Below are 16792 nucleotides of genomic sequence, written 5' to 3'. Positions count from 1 at the left end.
GAAACGTGGCCCTGTCCCGCAAGTGGGCGTTTTGAGCGTTTCGCTACACTGGATGCATGGTGGGAGCAATCGCGCACGAACAAGCGCAGGAGTTGCGGTCGGCCGTGGACAAGATGTTCCATGAGCTCGACGCGTCAGATGTGCCGAAATCTGCTCGGGATGCGTTCTTTCGTCTCGTGGACGTCTTGGAATCGAACTCCGACGTGATCGTCCTACCCTCCGAAACCCTCATGACCACTCAAGAGGCCGCGGACCTTTTGGGCGTGAGCCGTATGACTGTCGTCCGACTCATCGAACGTGGAGAGCTCGCGACTGAAGGCGGCGGGGTGCACCGTCGCATTGCTGCGGTCGAATTAGCTCGATATCGGGCATCCAGCATGGCCCGTCGAAGGGCCGCCCTGCATGAACTCGCGCAGGAGATCGACGACGAGACTCCTCCCGATCAAATCGTCAACACACGATGAGTCGCAAACCGTGAATCGCCCGGTCGCTGTTCTCGACGCTTGCACTCTCATCCCGATCAGACTCGCAACGACGCTGCTCTGGCTGGCCGAGGCTGATCTCTTCCAACCACTGTGGTCAGACACGATCCTCGACGAAGTTCAACGCAACCTCCCCAAAGTGCGCGTCGAGCCCGCCGCGGCAGCACGTCGCGTGGGCATGATGCGAAACGCGTTTGGAACAGAAGCGCTTGTCGATGGGTTCGACGAACTCATCGACAGGATGCGATGTGATCCGAAGGATCGGCTCATCACGTTCTTGGCCACGCTTACCGCTACCGCGCCGATCTTCGCGAATCTCACCGCAGATATAGCAGAAGAGCCCTCAACGACGCCGTCTCCCGTCCCCGCGCTCGTCGAAGCAGACCCAGCCTGTGCGGTGAACGCGTTCGGAAAAGCCGGCGATCTGACGAACCCTGCACAGGTTGCGATGCTGTGGTGGAGCGGATTGTTGGACGAGAGGGGCGCGGCGCGGGCTCTGACCTATGATCCGTCTGCGTGGGGTGACTACCAGTGGGCCGTCAACCACCTTGGGAACAGGTCCCTTGCATCTAAGGTGATCCGAGCCGTGGATGCCCCTGATCGAGTGGCCTACATGCGGTTCGTACCGGAGGTCGCGGTAGCCTCGCGGGCGTTCGAGTCTTTTCAGACGACGATGACGTTCTTGACCTTGGTCCAGATCGATGACGGAACGTGGCGTGTGTGGGGGCTCGGCCCCGCCATCTATTCTGCAGATGACATCTTCGGCGCCTGATCCACTGCTCCTGAAACATCGCGGTAGGTGACTCGCCAGGTTCATTGCCATGCATCCATGGCACCTGCCGCGGTCCCGCGCGATCATTCTTCGCGCAACAGAACGCCCACCTACACATTTCTTCGCCACCTACAACGAAATAACATTGTAGGTGGCGAAGAAAGTCGTAGCAGGTGGGCGGGCCAGCCCGGCGCCGTCAGGCCACGGTCACCGCAGATTCCGCGGTGCCGGCAGCGCCCGCAGCCTCCGCGGCCACGCGCAGCTCGCCGTCCTCCACGGTGACCGTCACGCGGTCGCCCTCGTCCACCTCGGAGGCGACGAGCAGGTCCGCGACCGCGTCGTCCAGCTCGCGCTGGATCACCCGGCGCAGGGGGCGCGCACCGTATTCCGGTTCGTAGCCGCGGTCCGCGATGAGGTCGACGGCCTCGTCATCGACCGTGAGGCCGATGCCCTGCGCGGTGAGGCGCGCTTCCGAATCGGTGAGCTGCAGGCGGACGATGTCGCGCAGCTGCTCCCGCTCGAGCTTGCGGAACAGCACGATGTCGTCGATCCGGTTGAGGAACTCCGGGCGCATGGTCTCCCGCAGGCGGCCCATCACACGGCTGCGCACCTCGTCCGACGTCTGCGTGCCGTCCGTGCCGGTGGCGGAGAACCCGATCGTGCCGATCGAGCTGGTGAGGAACTCCGACCCCAGGTTCGACGTCATGATGACGACGGTGTTGCGGAAGTCGACCGTGCGGCCCTGCCCGTCGGTGAGCCTGCCGTCGTCCAGCACCTGCAGCAGCAGGTTGAAGACGTCCGGGTGGGCCTTCTCAACTTCGTCCAGCAGGACGACGGAGTAGGGGCGGCGGCGCACACGTTCGGTGAGCTGCCCGGCCTCGTCGTAGCCGACGTACCCCGGGGGTGCCCCGACCAACCGGCTCACGGTGTGCCGTTCGCCGAACTCGCTCATGTCGAAGCGGATCATCGCGTCCTGCTCGCCGAACAGCGAGGTCGCGAGCGCCCGTGCCAGCTCCGTCTTGCCCACGCCCGTGGGGCCCAGGAAGAGGAACGATCCCACGGGCCGGCCCGCGTCGCTCATGCCGGCACGGCTGCGGCGGACCGCCTTCGCGACGGCGGACACGGCGTCGTCCTGGCCGATGACCTGCTCGTGCAGTTCCGCTTCGAGCCCGGCCAGCCGCTGCCGGTCGTCCTGTGTGAGTCGTGCGACGGGCACCCCGGTCGCCCGGGAGACGACGTCTGCGATCTGGTCCTCGTCGACGACGAGGACGTCACCGGACGCTGCGGTTCCGCTGTCCGATTCCGCGCCCGAGGCCGTGTCCGCTCCCGAGACGGCACCCGCTCCCGAGGCCGTGCCCGCTCCCGAGACGGCACCCGCTCCCGAGGCCGTATCCGCACCCGAGACGGCACCCGTTCCCGAGGCCGCACCCGAGGCCGCACCCGAGGCCGGGGCCCGGGCTGCGGAGATCTCCTCCTGGACCGCGACGATCTCGTCGCGGATGCGGGCGGCCTCCTCGTAGACCTCTTCCGCGACGGCCGCGTCCTTCGCGGATTCGAGGGCGGCCTCCTTCTCCTTGAGTGCGGCGATGTCGACCTTCGGTGCGCGGGTGAGGCTCACGCGCGCACCCGCCTGGTCGAGCAGGTCGATCGCCTTGTCCGGCAGGAAGCGGTCCGTGATGTAGCGCGACGACATGTCGACGGCGGCGCGCACGGCCTCGTCCGTGTAGCGGACCTCGTGGTGCTCCTCGTAGCGGGCCTTGAGTCCCGTGAGGATCGACACCGCGTCCTCGCGGGACGGTTCCTTGACCGTCACCGGCTGGAAGCGACGTGCGAACGCGGGATCCTTCTCCACGCGACGGAACTCGTCCAGCGTGGTCGCACCGATGAGGCGGAGCTCTCCGCGGGCCAGGCGCGGCTTGAGGATGTTCCCCGCGTCCATGCCGCCGGAATCCCCTCCGCCACCGGCGCCCAGCACCATGTGCACCTCGTCGATGAACACGATGAAGTCGCCTTCGCCGTCACTGATCTCCTCGAGCAGCGTCGTGAAGCGCTCCTCGAAGTCTCCCCGGTACTTCGTGCCCGCGACCATGGCGGGCAGGTCCAGCGAGATGACGCGCTTGCCGCGCAGCTGCCCCGGCACCTCGTCGGCGACGATCGCCTGGGCGAGGCCTTCGACGACCGCCGTCTTGCCGACGCCGGCCTCACCGATGAGCACGGGGTTGTTCTTGGTGCGCCGGGCGAGGATCTCGATGGTCTCCTCGATCTCCTCCGCGCGCCCGATCACCGGGTCCAGTCCGTTCTCGCGGGCTGCCTCCGTGAGGTCGTACCCGAACTGGTCGAGCATCGGGGTGTCCGAGTCGTCCACGATGTCAGCATCGGTCTGACCGATGACGTGGCCGGATTCGGCCGCCTGGGCAGCCGCCTGCTGCAGCGACTGCGGGGTGACGCCGGCACTCGCCAGCAGCTGCCCGACGGAGGATTCCTGGTTCAGCACGAAGGCGAGGAACACGTGCTCCGGGTCGATGTAGGTGGATCCGAAACCGCGCGCCACCTGGTAGGCGTCGAGCAGGGACTTCTGAGTCGCCTGTGTGAGCGACACCTGTCCGGGCACGCGGGACTCCGCAGGTTCCGGCAGGCGGGCCTCCGCCGCCTTCTTGAGCCCGTCCGGATCAGCACCGGTCGCGACGATCTGCGCCCGGATCTGGTCGTGCTCCATCATGGCCCGGAGGAGGTGGAGGACGTCGACTTCCGTGTGCCCGTGTTCGGCGGCGAATGTGCCGGCGGCACCCAGCAGTTCGTGGGTGCGGCGCGTCAGCAGCCGCGTGATGTCGACGGGCCGACGGGCGTGGCCCTGATTCTGCAGTAGACGTGCGAGGAACTCCTCGAAGGAGTCGCCGCCCGCACCGGACGAACCGAAGAAGGTTGCCAATTGAACTCCCAAAAGATTGAGTGGCGTACGCTCAAGTCAACGCATGAGCGGGCCAGATATTCCCGTCCGGGGCACCCTAGGCGGGACCGTGCGGAACACGAGTCGCAGCGAGCTGCTCAGTCGTCGTCGGAGGTGCGCAGGCGCGTGCCCACGGACAGCAGCTCGACCTCCGGCCGCATCGCGACGAGCCGCTCGATGTCGTCGAGCACCTGCACGACACGCGCGCGGTCCGCGGCGACGACGGCGGCACCGATCCCCGCGCGCCGGTACTCGTCGAGGTGCGTTGTCTCCGCAGCGCTCACCTGGAAGCGACGCTGGATCTCCGCGACGATCGGCCGCACGACGGAGCGCTTCTGCTTGCGGGAGTGCACGTCCCCCAGGCGCAGGTCGCATTCGATCCATCCGATCCACATGTCTCCACCCTCCCAGTCCCCCACCACGACGGCCAGTGATCCACCGTCGCCCTCCCACCCCGCGAACGGCCGAGGCCCCGGTCGCCGGCAAGCGATCGGGGCCTCGGGCTGCGGGTGAGCGCAGAAGGTGTCAGAGGATCAGTCCTCCTCTTCCTCCTGCTTCTCCACGACGAGCGTTTCGGTCGTGAGCACCAGGGCCGCGATCGAGGCCGCGTTCCGCAGTGCGGAGCGGGTGACCTTGACCGGGTCGATGATGCCTGCGCCCATGAGGTCGCCGAACTCGCCGGTGACGGCGTTGTAGCCCTGACCGGCCTCCAGGTCCGTGACCTTCGCGGCGACGACGAAGCCGTCCTGGCCCGCGTTGTCCGCGATCCAGCGCAGCGGCTGCACGACGCCCTTGCGGACGATGTTCACGCCGGTGGCCGCATCGCCCGTGAGGCCGAGGTCCGTGCCGTCCAGCGCCTTGGCTGCATGGATGAGCGCGGAGCCGCCGCCGGGGACGATGCCCTCTTCGATCGCCGCACGGGTGGCGGACACTGCGTCCTCCACACGGTGCTTGCGCTCCTTGAGCTCGACCTCCGTGGCTGCGCCGACCTTGATGACGGCCACGCCGCCGGCCAGCTTCGCCAGACGCTCCTGGAGCTTCTCGCGATCCCAGTCCGAATCGGTGTTCTCCACCTCGGCGCGGATCTGCGCGACGCGTCCTGCGACGTCCTCGTCCGCTCCGGCGCCGTCGACGACGGTCGTGGCGTCCTTCGTGACGGTGACGGTGCGTGCGGAGCCCAGCTGCTCCAGGTTGACCTGGTCCAGCTTGATGCCGATGTCGGGGGTGATGACCTCGCCACCGGTGAGGACTGCCAGGTCCTCGAGGATCGCCTTGCGGCGGTCGCCAAACCCGGGCGCCTTGACCGCGGCGACATTGAGGATGCCGCGGATCTTGTTGACGACGAGGGTCGACAGTGCTTCACCCTCGATGTCCTCGGCCACGATGAACAGCGGCTTGCCGGCCTGCTGCACCTTCTCGAGCACCGGGAGCAGGTCCTGGATGTTCGAGATCTTGCCCTGGTTGATGAGGATGTAGGGATCCGCCAGGACCGCTTCCTGACGGTCTGCGTCCGTCACGAAGTACGGGGACAGGAATCCCTTGTCGAACTGCATGCCTTCGGCGAATTCGAGCTCCACCGAGGATGCCTGCGACTCGTCGATCGTGATGACGCCGTCCTTGCCGACCTTGTCGAAGGCATCGGCGATGAGCTTGCCGATCTCCTGCGACTGGGCGGACAGGGCCGCGACGTGCGCGATCTCCGCCGAACCGTCGACTTCGCGTGCGTTCTCACGCAGACGTGCCTCCACAGCCTCGACGGCTGCTTCGATGCCGGCCTTGAGTTCGCTGGGTGCCGCGCCGGCCGCCACGTTGCGGAGGCCTTCGTGGACCAGCGCCTGTGCCAGCACGGTGGCGGTGGTGGTGCCGTCGCCTGCGACGTCATTCGTCTTCGTGGCGACTTCCTTGGCGAGCTGAGCGCCGAGGTTCTCGTACGGGTCGTCGAGCTCGACCTCACGGGCGATGGTCACGCCGTCGTTCGTGATGGTCGGTGCGCCCCACGCCTTGTCGAGGACGACGTTGCGGCCGCGCGGGCCCAGCGTCACCTTGACGGTGTCGGCCAGGACGTTCACGCCGCGCTCGAGGGCCTTGCGGGCCTCGTCGTCGAACTGAAGGGTCTTTGCCATGTGTGTCTTCTTCCCTCTGAAGTGTGTGTCTGTCAGCGAATGTGCTGCGATGCGCGCCGTGGGCGCGCGAGGGAGTCAGGAGATGACTGCGAGGACGTCACGAGCGGACAGGACGAGGTACTCGTCGCCGCCGTGCTTGAGCTCCGTGCCGCCGTACTTCGAGTAGACGACCTTGTCGCCCACCTGGACGTCCAGCGGGATGCGCGTGCCGTTGTCGGCGACGCGGCCGGGGCCCACTGCCACGACCTCGCCCTCCTGGGGCTTCTCCTTGGCGGTGTCAGGGATGACCAGGCCGGAAGCGGTAGTCTGCTCTGCTTCGACCTGGCGGACGACGATGCGATCCTCGAGCGGCTTGATGGAGACCGACATGCGGACACTCTCCTTAGTAGATATGTCGTGACTGCGTGCGCCGGAACGGCACGTCCGTGAGGACGTTCGTCGCGGCCCGTCGTCGCGGGTGCCGGGCTGCGATGCCGAGTGCGCACTCTTAGCACTCACGTGGTGCGTGTGCTAACTCGAACTCTAGTAACGCGCTGGCACTCGGTCAACCCGAGTGCCAATACAGTAGGACGTCGCGCCGCAGTTCACTCGCTCCGACAGCCGTGCGCTGCGCCGCGATGGCTGTCAGCCCTCCGGGGCTTCCTCGAACGCCTCACGCAGCAGATCGCCCAGTCGTGCGGCGCCGTGCTGCGACATGACGACGGTGTAGTGGTTGAGGCCTTCGAGCCGTCGGTGGTCGATCGCGGGACTATCCGCCAGCAGTGTGTCAATGTACTCAGGAGCGTACAGGCCGGGCTCTTCGTCCTGCAGCCCCCGCGGCACGGTGTAGAACCGGACCGTACGCTCAGGTCCGCCCACAAGACGCGCGAGTGCGGCGGGGAGTGTCGCGCCGGTGTGGAGGTCGAACGTGTCCTCGATCGTCGTCCGGAGACTGGTCGATGGGTGCAGGCCCGTGTCCGCGGGCACCAGGTCGTACGCGAAGTACTCCTCCACCTCGTCGCTCCAGGCGTCCTGGAACGCAGGGTGGTCTCGCCAGAAGTCGAGGTAGTCCTCGACGTCCGCGAACTGCATGGACAGGCGTTCCGCTGTCGGACCCAGGATCGCGTGGACCAGCTGCTCCGGAGCGAGGTCGGTCGACGCCGGCAGATCGAACGGCAGCCCGCCGTCGACGAGCACGAGGTGCGACACGCGGGCAGGCGCGGCATCGGCGAGCACCACGGCGACGAAGGCGCCCATCGAGTGCCCCACGACGGCGGCGGTCTCCGCACCGCAGGCGTCGAGGACCGCGAGCATGTCCTGCGCGTGGGTGCTCATGCTCGACGCACCGCCGACGTGCCGGCTGCCCCCGCGACCGCGGAGGTCCGGTGCGATGAGCCGGTGTCCCGGCAGCTGTTCGACGACGAAGGGCCATGCCAGGTGGGAGGCGGTCACACCGTGGATGAGCAGCGCGGTCGGGACGTCCGCCCCCTCCCCGGGCTCCACCGGATCCCAGATCCCCACACGGAGCGTGCCCCCGTCGGACGGGCCGTCGTCGGGTCCTGCCCCGGTCCCGCTACCGGCAGGCTCTGCCACGAACGAACCGTCGTCAGGTCCTGCCCCGGACCGGTCGCCTGTGGGTTCCGCACCCTTCACCGCGACATCGATCGTGCGGTACGTGTGAGTCCTCACCGGCTCAGCCGACCCCGACCATCCCGGCGCACTCCCACTGGCTCCAGCCGTAGCGCTCCTGGAGGATCTTGGCGCGCAGGAACTGCTCCTGCGGGCTCGCGTCGGCCGGGTTGCCGCTGCCGCCCACACCCTGCCAGGTGGGGACGCCGAACTGGAAGAGGCCGAAGTACTTGTTGTTCTGCCGGTTGACGGCTCGCGGGTTGAACTCCGATTCGCACTGCACGATCTTGTACCAGGGGCTGCCGGGGCCGCCCAGCATCTCCTTGATCGCGTCGGTCGACATGGCTGTGCCGTCGTCGGGCGGGACTTCGTAGCTGTCCGGGTCGTTCGGGTCGCCGGTGCCCACGAGCACGACTTCCGTGACGGGCTCTTCGAGGATCTCCTCGGACTTCTCGACGCGGCTCACTTCCGTGCCGTCCACGGTGCCGACCTCGTAGACGACCTTCCGCGTGCCGTCCTTGCCTTTCTCCTCGACCTTCGTCTTGCCGTCGAGCAGCTTGTCCGTCTTCTTCTTCTCGACGGGCCTCTTCACCGTCTCCTCGACCTCTTCGGTCGTCGTCGCGGTGCGCATCACGTCGATGTTCTGGCCCGTGACGACGGGTGCGCTGAGCGGTGCGGTCACGAAGTCCGTGTCCGCCACGTCGACGCCCGCGTGGGCGAGGACTTCCGCGACCGAGGCCGCGGTCGCCTCGACGGGGATCGTCTCCCCGTCCGCTCTGACCGTCAAGGTCTTGGGGGTGACGACCGTGAGTCCGGTCGATCCGCCCCCTTCCAGGGGCGTGTCGAGCCCCGGGGACACTTCTGCCCCTGCAGGGTCGATGCCGAGGTCCGCGAGGGCCTGCGCCACCGTGTGCGCGGTGGTCGTCTCCGTCGATGCGATGCCGTCGACCGACAGGTCGATGTCCTTCGCCGTGTTCACGACGATGTCTATGCCGCGGGAGAGGTCCGCGTCGACTCCGGGGCTGACCTCGTCGCCCGCTGCCACCTGTACGCCCTCTGCCGCGAGCGCGTCGGCGACTGTGTGACCGAAGGTGCGGGTGGAGACGGCCTGCCCGTCGACGGTGAGGTCGACCGGTGTGCTGAGTCCGACGAAGGCGCCCGTGCCCGCGACGAGTGCGGAGATCACGACGGCCTGCCCGACGACCTGGAGGGTGCGGACGCGGGACCTCGGGGCCTTCGCCTCGGTCGCCGAATGCGCGCTGCCCACCGTGGCCGTGTTCGCGACCGGCGCCGCCGGTGCGGGCGCTGCGGTCATCTGTGCCGTGGCCCGTTCCCGGGCGAGTGCTTCACGACGGGTCAGCGGAGGGTGATCCGCCACGACGGCCGACACCGCCGATGCGGTGGCGGCTGACGCGGACGGCGCCGAGGCCGTCGTGACGGGTACTGCTGAGCCTCCGGTGGGCTGGACGCCCCCGTGCAGCTCGTGGGTGTCGCGCTGCCTCACGCGCAGGCCCACTGGCCCCAGCCAGCGCGCTCCTGCAGGATCTTCGCGCGCTTGAACTGCTCACGGGGGTGTGCGTCGACCGGGTTGCCGGAGCCACCCACCGACTGCCACGTGGCGAGCTTGAACTGGAACAGTCCGAAGTGCGCGTTGTTCTGCTTGTTGACGGCCTTCGGGTTGAACTCCGACTCGCACTGCACGATCTTGTACCAGCGGCTGCCGGGGCCGCCCAGCATCTGCTGGATCTCTGCCTTCGACATCGGGCTGCGATCCCCGTTGTCCTCCGTGCCGCCGGAGTCACCGGAATCGCCGGAATCACCCGATCCGCCGGAGTCACCGCCGTTGTCGCTGTTGTCTTCAGGAGCCGGAGCAGGTTCGGGCTTCTTCGTGCCGATGAGCACGACTTCGTCCTTCGCCTCCGCGACGACCTTCTCCGACTTCTTCTCCTTCTTGACCTCCGCGCCGTTGACGGTGGTGACGGCGTAGACGACTTCGCGCTCACCGTCCTTGCCCTCTGTCTCCACCTTCTTCTCGCCGCGCGGCAGGGAGGAGTCGTTCTTCTCCGTGACCTTCTTCTTGATGGCCTCTGTCTCCGTCTTGTCCTCCGTGTTCTTGCGGAGGACCTCCACGACGGCCCCGTCGGAGATCGGAGCGGACAGCGGAGTGGAGACGGTGTCCTGGTCGCCCAGCTCGATGCCGGCCTCGTCGATCACTTCCTGTGCGGTCGCGGCGGTGAGGTCCACAGCGGTGCTCTCACCGTCGGCCACGACGGTCACGGTCTTGGGTGTGACGACGGTGAAGGCGGTGTTCTGGACGTCGGCCAGCGACGCGTCGAGGTCCGCGGAGATCTCCGCCCCTGCCGGATCGATGCCGAGGTCCGCGAGGGCTTCCGCCACGGTGTTGCCGGTCGTCGACTCTTCGGACGCGATGCCGTCGAGCGTGAGGTCCACGTCCTTGACGGTGTTGACGATGATGTCCATGCCGCGCGTGACCTCCGCGTCCGCGCCGGGCTGCACCTGGTCGCCTTCTGCGACGTCGACGTCGTTCGCGTCGAGGACGTCCGACACGGAATCCGCGAAGGTGCGGACCTGCTGGGTCTCACCGTCGACGGTGAGATCGACCTGCTTGTTGAGTCCGACGAAGGCGGCCGTGCCACCCACCAGAGCGGTGATGACGACGGTCTGGCCGGCGATCTGCACCTTACGGTTGCGCAGAGCAGAGAACACAGATGTTCCAATCGATCGAGAAGATGACGACTGCATGAGTGTAACCGGTTCGTTATCTTCCGGGCAATCCCTGTTACATTCCCGTCGCAAACGTCACAGGTGCCCCTGCGACGGCCGGTCGTGCGGCCTGATCACAGCTCCCAGCGCCCGAACACGCCCTCCGCGTTCGCGACGACCGCTTCGCACATCTGGGCGAGATCCTCCCCGCGCAGGTCAGCGAGCAGCCGCGCCGTGACCGCGGTGAGATACGGGCCGCCGGGACGACCACGATGGGGGTGCGGGGTGAGGAACGGGGCGTCCGTCTCCGTGAGCAGCAGCTCCTGCGGCACGAGCGCAGCAGCCTCCCGCAGTCCCTTCGCGTTCTTGAAGGTGACGTTCCCGGCGAACGACATGAAGTAGCCGCGGGAGGCGCATTCGCGGGCCATCTCCGCGTCACCGCTGAAGCAGTGGAACACGGTGAGCTCCGGCGCACCCTCTTCCCGCAGCACCCGCAGGACGTCGTCGTGGGCTTCGCGGTCGTGGATCTCCAGCGCCAGGCCCAGCCTCTTCGCGATCTCGATGTGCGCGCGGAACGATTCCTCCTGGAACCCGCGCGCCGTGTCAGCGGGGACGGGCACCCCGTCGACCTCCGCCTGCTCGAGCCGGAACCAGTCGAGCCCGGTCTCCCCCACGACACGCATGCGGTCGCGGCGGCACAGCTGCTCGATCTCCGTGAGGGATTCGTCGAGCACCCCTGCCGCACCCAGTCGGGGTGCCTCGTTCGGGTGGATCGCAGCCCCGCCCAGCATCCAGTCGCGACCGGCGGCGGCCTCGGCGGCGACGAGGTCCGCGGTCCAGCGGGCGGCTCCCATCTCACAGCCGATCTGCACGATGCGGGTCACACCGGCGGCCAGCGCCGTCTCGTGGAAGAAGGACACCGGCGGGAACGACTCGTCCTCACCGGGCCCCATCTGGGGCTTCGGCTCACGGGCCCGCAGCGGACCGCGTGCACCCGTGCAGATGTCGAGGTGTGTGTGGGTGTCGACGATCGGGTACGGCAGCGGCTCCGGGATCGCCGGGTACTCGCCGGCCGCCCGCGACCCCGCCATCAGGCGCCCTCCGCGACCGGCTCCACGTGCTTGGGGAACACCGGTGCGGGTGCCGGCAGCTGTGTGCCCGGCGCCACCGGCGTCCCGAGGTCCGCGAACGTCCGCGCGCCCTCGTCGACGCCCAGCAGGTCGAGGATGCGGGTGGTGGATTCGGGCATGACCGGCTGGACCAGCAGCGTGACGATCCGCACGACCTCCAGCACGACGGCGAGCACGGTGCTCATCCGTGCCGGGTCCGTCTTCTTGAGCTTCCACGGCTCCTGCGCGCTGATGTAGCGGTTCGCCGCGGACAGGACCTTCCACGCGTCGCCCAGGTAGAGGTGGAGGTTCTGCAGGCGCACGTGCTCCCGCACGACCGGCAGGAGCCCGCGGGCGGACGCCAGCAGCTCCTCGTCCTCGGCCGTGAGGTCCGCAAGCTCCGGCATCCGGCCGTCGAGGTTCTTCGCGACCATCGACAGCGACCGCTGGGCGAGGTTGCCGTACTCGTTCGCAAGATCCGTGTTCTTCCGCGTGATGATCCCGTCCGCGGAGTACGAGCCGTCCTGGCCGTAGGAGATCTCGCGCAGCACGAAGTAGCGCAGCGTGTCCAGACCGAACGATTCGACGAGGTCGTAGGGGTCGACGACGTTGCCGACGGACTTCGACATCTTCTCGCCCTTGTTGAAGAGGAAGCCGTGCGCGTGGACGCGCTTCGGCACCTCGAGCCCTGCGCTCATGAGGAACGCGGGCCAGTAGACGGCGTGGAAGCGGGAGATGTCCTTGCCGATGATGTGGACGTCCGCCGGCCACAGCTGCTGGAACCGCGCCGAGTCGACGTCCGGGAAGCCGGCGCCGGTGAGGTAGTTCGTGAGCGCGTCGACCCACACGTACATGACGTGGCGCTCGTCGCCGGGGACGGGGATGCCCCAGTCGAACGTGGTCCGGGAGATCGACAGGTCGTTGAGGCCGCCGGCCACGAAGGAGGCGACTTCGTTCCGCCGCACGTCCGGTCCCACGAATTCGGGGTGCTCGCGGTAGAGCTCCAGCAGGCGGTCCTGGTAGGAGGACAGGCGGAAGAAGTAGGACTCCTCCTCCGTCCACGTGACGGGGGTGCCGGTCGTGATCGAGCGGCGCTCCCCGTCGACCAGCTCTGTCTCGTCCTCCTGGTAGAACGCCTCGTCGCGGACCGAGTACCAGCCGGAGTAGGCGTCCAGGTAGATGTCGCCGGACGCTTTCATCCGCTCCCAGATCGCCTGCGAGGCCGCCTTGTGGTCCGCGTCCGTCGTACGGATGAACCGGTCGTAGGAGGAGCCCAGGAAGTCCTGAAGCTGCTGGAAGGCCTTGGCGTTCTTGTCCGCGAGTTCGCGCGGGGTCACGCCTTCCTTCTCCGCCGTCTGCTGCATCTTCAGTCCGTGCTCGTCCGTGCCGGTCATGAAGTAGACGTCTTCGCCGTCCAGACGGTGGAAGCGCGCGAGCGTGTCCGCCGCGATGTATTCGTACGCGTGGCCGATGTGCGGGGTTCCGTTGGGGTACGCGATCGCGGTGGTGATGTAGAAGGTCATAATGACGCCAGTCTACGACGGGCGCGACACTGCGCTTCACGGGCCACACGCGTCGCCGCCCGCGGCTCACCGGCCATTCATGGCCGCGGGGTCACTCCGCGTGGAGGTACGCCTCGTAGACCTCCCGGGTGCGCAGGCCGTGGGCGGCGGCGACCTGTGCGGCCGCCGCCTTCGCCCGGAGCCCTTCGCGGGTGAGGCGGGCGACGTCGTCGACCACCGCCTCGGGCGCGGGGGCGGCACGGACGGGGGCGGGGCCCAGCACGATGCAGATCTCCCCGCGCAGTCCGTCCGCTGCGGCCCGGGCGAGGTCGTCCAGCGTGCCGCGCAGCACCTCCTCGTGGAGCTTGGTGAGCTCCCGGCAGACGACGGCGGGACGGTCCGGCCCGCACGCGTCCCGCATGTCCGCGAGCGCGTCGCCCACGCGGTGCGGGCTCTCGTAGAAGACGAGGGTGCGGCGCTCGTCGGCCAGCTCTGCCAGCAGGCGGCGGCGCTCGCCGGGCTTGCGGGGCAGGAACCCCTCGAACGCCCACCGGTCGCTGGGCAGTCCGGACACGGCCAGTGCCGTCACCGCCGCCGAGGCCCCGGGCACCGACGTGACGGGCAGTCCCCTCCCGGCGACCTCCTTCACGACCCGGTAGCCGGGGTCGGACACCGCGGGCATGCCGGCGTCGGACACCAGGACGACGGTCTCGCCCGCCGCGACGGCGTCGGCGAGGTCGTGGGCGCGGTCGGCCTCGTTGTGGTCGTGGACGCTGAGGACGCGGGCCGTGGGCGTGAGGTCGAGCCGGTCGCAGAGTGCGCGGAAGCGGCGCGTGTCCTCCGCGGCGACGAGGTGGGCGGTGAGGATCACGTCCCGCATGCGGGGGCTCGCATCGCCCAGGTTGCCGATGGGGGTGCCGACGAGCACGAGCTCCCCCTCACCGGGGGTGGGTGGGTTCGGGGTGGAGGTGGTGGAATCGGCAGGGCTGGCCTTGCCGGGAGTGGGGCGGGGTGCGCCCGGGGTCGAGGTGGTCACGGCGCGCTCAGGCGGCTGCCGCGACGAAGATGCCCAGGAAGAGGAGGTAGCCGACGAATACCAGGACCCACAGTCCGATGAGCCCGTATCCCGTGAGGAGTCCGGCCAGGGCCAGGCCGGCCCCCTGCTCGCCCGTCCGCTTGATCTGGTTGCGCGCGATGTGCCCCAGGATGATGCCCACGATGCACGTGACACCGGAGGTGACCAGCCCTGCCAGCGAGAAGACGAGCGACAGGATCGCCATCGTGTTCGTGGCGTTCGAGGAGGCGACCGTCGACGGGTAGGCGCCCGCGTAGGGGTCCATGGTCTGCGGAGCGCCGTACGGATGCGCCTGCGCGTACGGATCGGACTGACCGTAGGGATCCGCCTGGCCGTAGGTGTAGGACTGGCTGTAGGGGGCTGGCTGCCCGTAGGAAGTGGGCGATGCCGGCACCATGTGCGAGGAGTCGCCGTATGGCCCGCCGGTCGACGGGATGCTCGAGGACCCGGACGTGAAGGGGCTCGACGAGTACGGCGTCGACCCGGGCGACGACGGGGACCCGAAGGCGGACACTCCGCTGCCGTACCCGTAGTCCGCGGAGGATCCGGAGCCCGGCCCGTACCCGTCCTGACCGATGCCACTCATCAGCTGCCTCCTCGTGAACGCCATGGGCGCGCACCATGGACCTCCGCACCTCCGAGCGGACTGCTCGTGTGCTCCCTTCACGCTACTCGCTGGGCGTTGCGCCTTTCAACGAAAGCGTGTGACGGTCCCGTTACACTTGCGGCTGTGACCGCCCCTCCGACCAGCCGCCGCGCCCCCGCAGCCGCCGCACCCGCTGCCGCACTGCCGTGGAGTGCGCGCCTCTCACCCCGCCTCCTGGGCTGGCTGGTCCCCGCACTCATCGCCGCCCTGGGCGGAGTGCTCCGCTTCCTCCGTCTGGGCCACCCGAACACCCTCATCTTCGACGAGACGTACTACGTGAAGGAGGGCTGGTCGCTCGCACAGTTCGGCTACGAGCGCGACTGGCCGGAGGAACCCAACCCGTCCTTCGAGGCCGGCGACCCGTGGGTCGTGCTCGACACCGGCGACTTCGTCGTCCACCCGCCCCTGGGCAAATGGCTCATCGGGTGGGGCATCGACCTGTTCGGGCAGGCCGACAGCTTCAGCTGGCGGTTCGCCGCCGCCCTGTTCGGCACCCTGTCGATCTTCGTCGTCGGGATCATCGCGTGGCGGATGTTCAGCTCCGTGTGGCTCGCCGCGATCGCCTCCCTGCTGCTGGCGGTGGACGGTGAGCACCTGGTCCACTCGCGCACATCCCTGCTCGACATCTTCCTCATGTTCTTCGTGCTCGTGGCGTTCGGGCTGCTCGTCGAGGACCGGATCAGGACGCGACGCCGCATCGACCGCGCGCTCACCGCAGCCGGACCCGGCGCGCCTCCGGAGAGCCTGCGCGCGCACCTGGGGGCCCGGTCCGCCTGGTTCACACCCTCCGCGTGGGGCCCGTCTCTGGGCCTGCGCCCGTACCGGCTGGCGGCCGGGATCGCACTGGGCTGCGCGATGGGCGTGAAGTGGTCCGGTCTCTACGCGCTGGCCGTGTTCGGACTGCTCACCGTCGCGTGGGACTGGGGCCACCGGCGCCGCATGGGGGTGCGCCGGCCATGGCTGGCAGCACTCGTGAAGGACGCTCCCCCGGCATTCGTGTCCCTGGTGCCCGTCGCCGTCGTCGTCTACGTGCTGTGCTGGTCCGGCTGGATCTTCACCCGCGGCGGCTACTACCGCGACTGGGCGGAGTCGAACTCCGGCTGGTGGGACGTCCTGCCGGGGTGGCTGCCCAGCCTCGCGAAGTACCACCAGTCCGCCTACGAATTCCATGTGGGCCTGTCGTCCGAGCACACCTACATGTCGAACCCGTGGGGCTGGATCGTCCAGTGGCGGCCCACGAGCTTCTACTACCAGACCGCCGGGCCGGGAGAGCACGGCTGCACGGTCGAGCAGTGCTCCGCCGCGATCACGTCCGTCGGCAACCCCGTCATCTGGGGACTCGCCCCCATCGCCGTCATCGTGCTGGCCTTCGCGTGGGTGCTGCGCCGCGACTGGCGTGCCGGTGCGCTGCTCGCCACGCTCATCGCGACGTGGGGCCCCTGGTTCACCTACCAGGAGCGGACGATCTTCACGTTCTACACGATCGTCATGGTGCCCTTCACCGTGCTCGCGCTCACCTACGCGCTGGGGTTGGTCTGGGGCCGCAGTGGGGGTCGCGGCAGCGCGGGCCATGGCCTGGGTCGCGGCAGCGACGGCGACAGCGTGTCAGGGCGTCGCCACAGCACCTCCGGTCTGCAGGCGAGGCGTCTCGCAGTCGGTGTTGTCCTCGCCCTGGCGGTGCTCGCGTGCGCGTTCTTCTGGCCCGTCTGGACCGCCACCTACATCCCGCGCGAGGCGTGGGAGCTGCGCATGTGGAACCCCACCTGGATCTGACGACCCTCTGGCTGTTCTCTCCCCCACCCAA

14 protein-coding genes are annotated in these 16792 nt (G+C 68.5%); 3 read left to right on the top strand and 11 right to left on the bottom strand.

The genetic code is table 11. The features are described 5' to 3' along the window. Nucleotides 1-56 precede the first annotated feature (56 nt). Both JFC09_RS11965 and JFC09_RS11960 read left to right on the top strand, forming a co-directional pair. Nucleotides 57-464, top strand: a complete 408-nt coding sequence (locus JFC09_RS11965) for a helix-turn-helix domain-containing protein (RefSeq protein WP_198394256.1) — start codon at nucleotides 57-59, stop codon at nucleotides 462-464. A 10-nt stretch (nucleotides 465-474) separates the two neighbouring features. Further along, on the top strand, nucleotides 475-1254 hold the full coding sequence (locus tag JFC09_RS11960; RefSeq protein WP_198394255.1) for a PIN domain-containing protein: 780 nt from the start codon (nucleotides 475-477) through the stop codon (nucleotides 1252-1254). 196 nt (nucleotides 1255-1450) lie between these two features. On the opposite strand, the gene JFC09_RS11955 is transcribed toward JFC09_RS11960, so the two are convergent. The 11 genes from JFC09_RS11955 to JFC09_RS11905 form a co-directional block, all read right to left on the bottom strand. Beyond that, nucleotides 1451-4183, bottom strand: a complete 2733-nt coding sequence (locus tag JFC09_RS11955; protein WP_198394254.1) for an ATP-dependent Clp protease ATP-binding subunit — start codon at nucleotides 4181-4183, stop codon at nucleotides 1451-1453. A 116-nt stretch (nucleotides 4184-4299) separates the two neighbouring features. Beyond that, complete coding sequence (locus JFC09_RS11950; protein ID WP_198394253.1) at nucleotides 4300-4596, bottom strand: DUF503 domain-containing protein; 297 nt, start codon at nucleotides 4594-4596, stop codon at nucleotides 4300-4302. A 138-nt stretch (nucleotides 4597-4734) separates the two neighbouring features. Further along, complete coding sequence (groL, locus tag JFC09_RS11945) at nucleotides 4735-6324, bottom strand: chaperonin GroEL (RefSeq protein ID WP_198394252.1); 1590 nt, start codon at nucleotides 6322-6324, stop codon at nucleotides 4735-4737. A gap of 75 nt (nucleotides 6325-6399) precedes the next feature. Then, nucleotides 6400-6693: a co-chaperone GroES gene (groES, locus tag JFC09_RS11940; RefSeq protein ID WP_198394251.1), complete on the bottom strand. Its 294-nt coding sequence runs from the start codon at nucleotides 6691-6693 to the stop codon at nucleotides 6400-6402. Between the two features lie 255 nt (nucleotides 6694-6948). Next, nucleotides 6949-7992, bottom strand: coding sequence for an alpha/beta fold hydrolase (locus JFC09_RS11935; protein WP_332839753.1), 1044 nt, complete (start codon nucleotides 7990-7992; stop codon nucleotides 6949-6951). A gap of 4 nt (nucleotides 7993-7996) precedes the next feature. After that, a complete protein-coding gene (locus JFC09_RS11930) occupies nucleotides 7997-9436 on the bottom strand; it encodes a ubiquitin-like domain-containing protein (protein ID WP_332839752.1) in 1440 nt (479 codons plus the stop codon). Beyond that, a complete protein-coding gene (locus JFC09_RS11925) occupies nucleotides 9433-10659 on the bottom strand; it encodes a ubiquitin-like domain-containing protein (protein WP_198394250.1) in 1227 nt (408 codons plus the stop codon). The genes JFC09_RS11930 and JFC09_RS11925 overlap by 4 nt, the downstream gene beginning before the upstream one ends. 131 nt (nucleotides 10660-10790) lie before the next feature. Next, entirely contained in the window at nucleotides 10791-11747 is a 957-nt protein-coding gene (locus JFC09_RS11920) for a TatD family hydrolase (protein WP_198394249.1), read from the bottom strand. After that, nucleotides 11747-13288 (bottom strand): methionine--tRNA ligase, encoded by a 1542-nt coding sequence (metG, locus tag JFC09_RS11915; protein WP_198394248.1) that lies wholly within the window; start codon nucleotides 13286-13288, stop codon nucleotides 11747-11749. Before metG ends, JFC09_RS11920 begins: the two co-directional genes overlap by 1 nt. A 91-nt stretch (nucleotides 13289-13379) precedes the next feature. Continuing rightward, entirely contained in the window at nucleotides 13380-14303 is a 924-nt protein-coding gene (gene rsmI / locus JFC09_RS11910) for a 16S rRNA (cytidine(1402)-2'-O)-methyltransferase (RefSeq protein ID WP_198394247.1), read from the bottom strand. 7 nt (nucleotides 14304-14310) lie between these two features. After that, nucleotides 14311-14928, bottom strand: coding sequence for a DUF4190 domain-containing protein (locus JFC09_RS11905; protein ID WP_198394246.1), 618 nt, complete (start codon nucleotides 14926-14928; stop codon nucleotides 14311-14313). Nucleotides 14929-15072: 144 nt separating this feature from the next. Here JFC09_RS11905 and JFC09_RS11900 point away from each other — a divergent pair, with 144 nt between their 5' ends. After that, nucleotides 15073-16761: a dolichyl-phosphate-mannose--protein mannosyltransferase gene (locus tag JFC09_RS11900; RefSeq protein ID WP_198394245.1), complete on the top strand. Its 1689-nt coding sequence runs from the start codon at nucleotides 15073-15075 to the stop codon at nucleotides 16759-16761. Nucleotides 16762-16792 lie beyond the last annotated feature (31 nt).

Origin of the sequence: Brevibacterium yomogidense, assembly GCF_016107685.1 — a bacterium.
GTDB lineage: Bacteria > Actinomycetota > Actinomycetes > Actinomycetales > Brevibacteriaceae > Brevibacterium > Brevibacterium yomogidense.
Note: the sequence above shows the minus strand (reverse complement) of the source record. Positions and strands in the feature narration are given on the sequence as shown.

What these genes read in the sequence shown, in the direction of transcription:
- JFC09_RS11950 (WP_198394253.1), bottom strand. Translation starts at nt 4,596, where the DNA reads ATGTGGATCGGATGGATCGAATGCGACCTGCGCCTGGGGGACGTGCAC.
- groL (WP_198394252.1), bottom strand. Translation starts at nt 6,324, where the DNA reads ATGGCAAAGACCCTTCAGTTCGACGACGAGGCCCGCAAGGCCCTCGAG.
- JFC09_RS11905 (WP_198394246.1), bottom strand. Translation starts at nt 14,928, where the DNA reads ATGAGTGGCATCGGTCAGGACGGGTACGGGCCGGGCTCCGGATCCTCC.
- JFC09_RS11965 (WP_198394256.1), top strand. Translation starts at nt 57, where the DNA reads ATGGTGGGAGCAATCGCGCACGAACAAGCGCAGGAGTTGCGGTCGGCC.
- groES (WP_198394251.1), bottom strand. Translation starts at nt 6,693, where the DNA reads ATGTCGGTCTCCATCAAGCCGCTCGAGGATCGCATCGTCGTCCGCCAG.
- JFC09_RS11920 (WP_198394249.1), bottom strand. Translation starts at nt 11,747, where the DNA reads ATGGCGGGGTCGCGGGCGGCCGGCGAGTACCCGGCGATCCCGGAGCCG.
- metG (WP_198394248.1), bottom strand. Translation starts at nt 13,288, where the DNA reads ATGACCTTCTACATCACCACCGCGATCGCGTACCCCAACGGAACCCCG.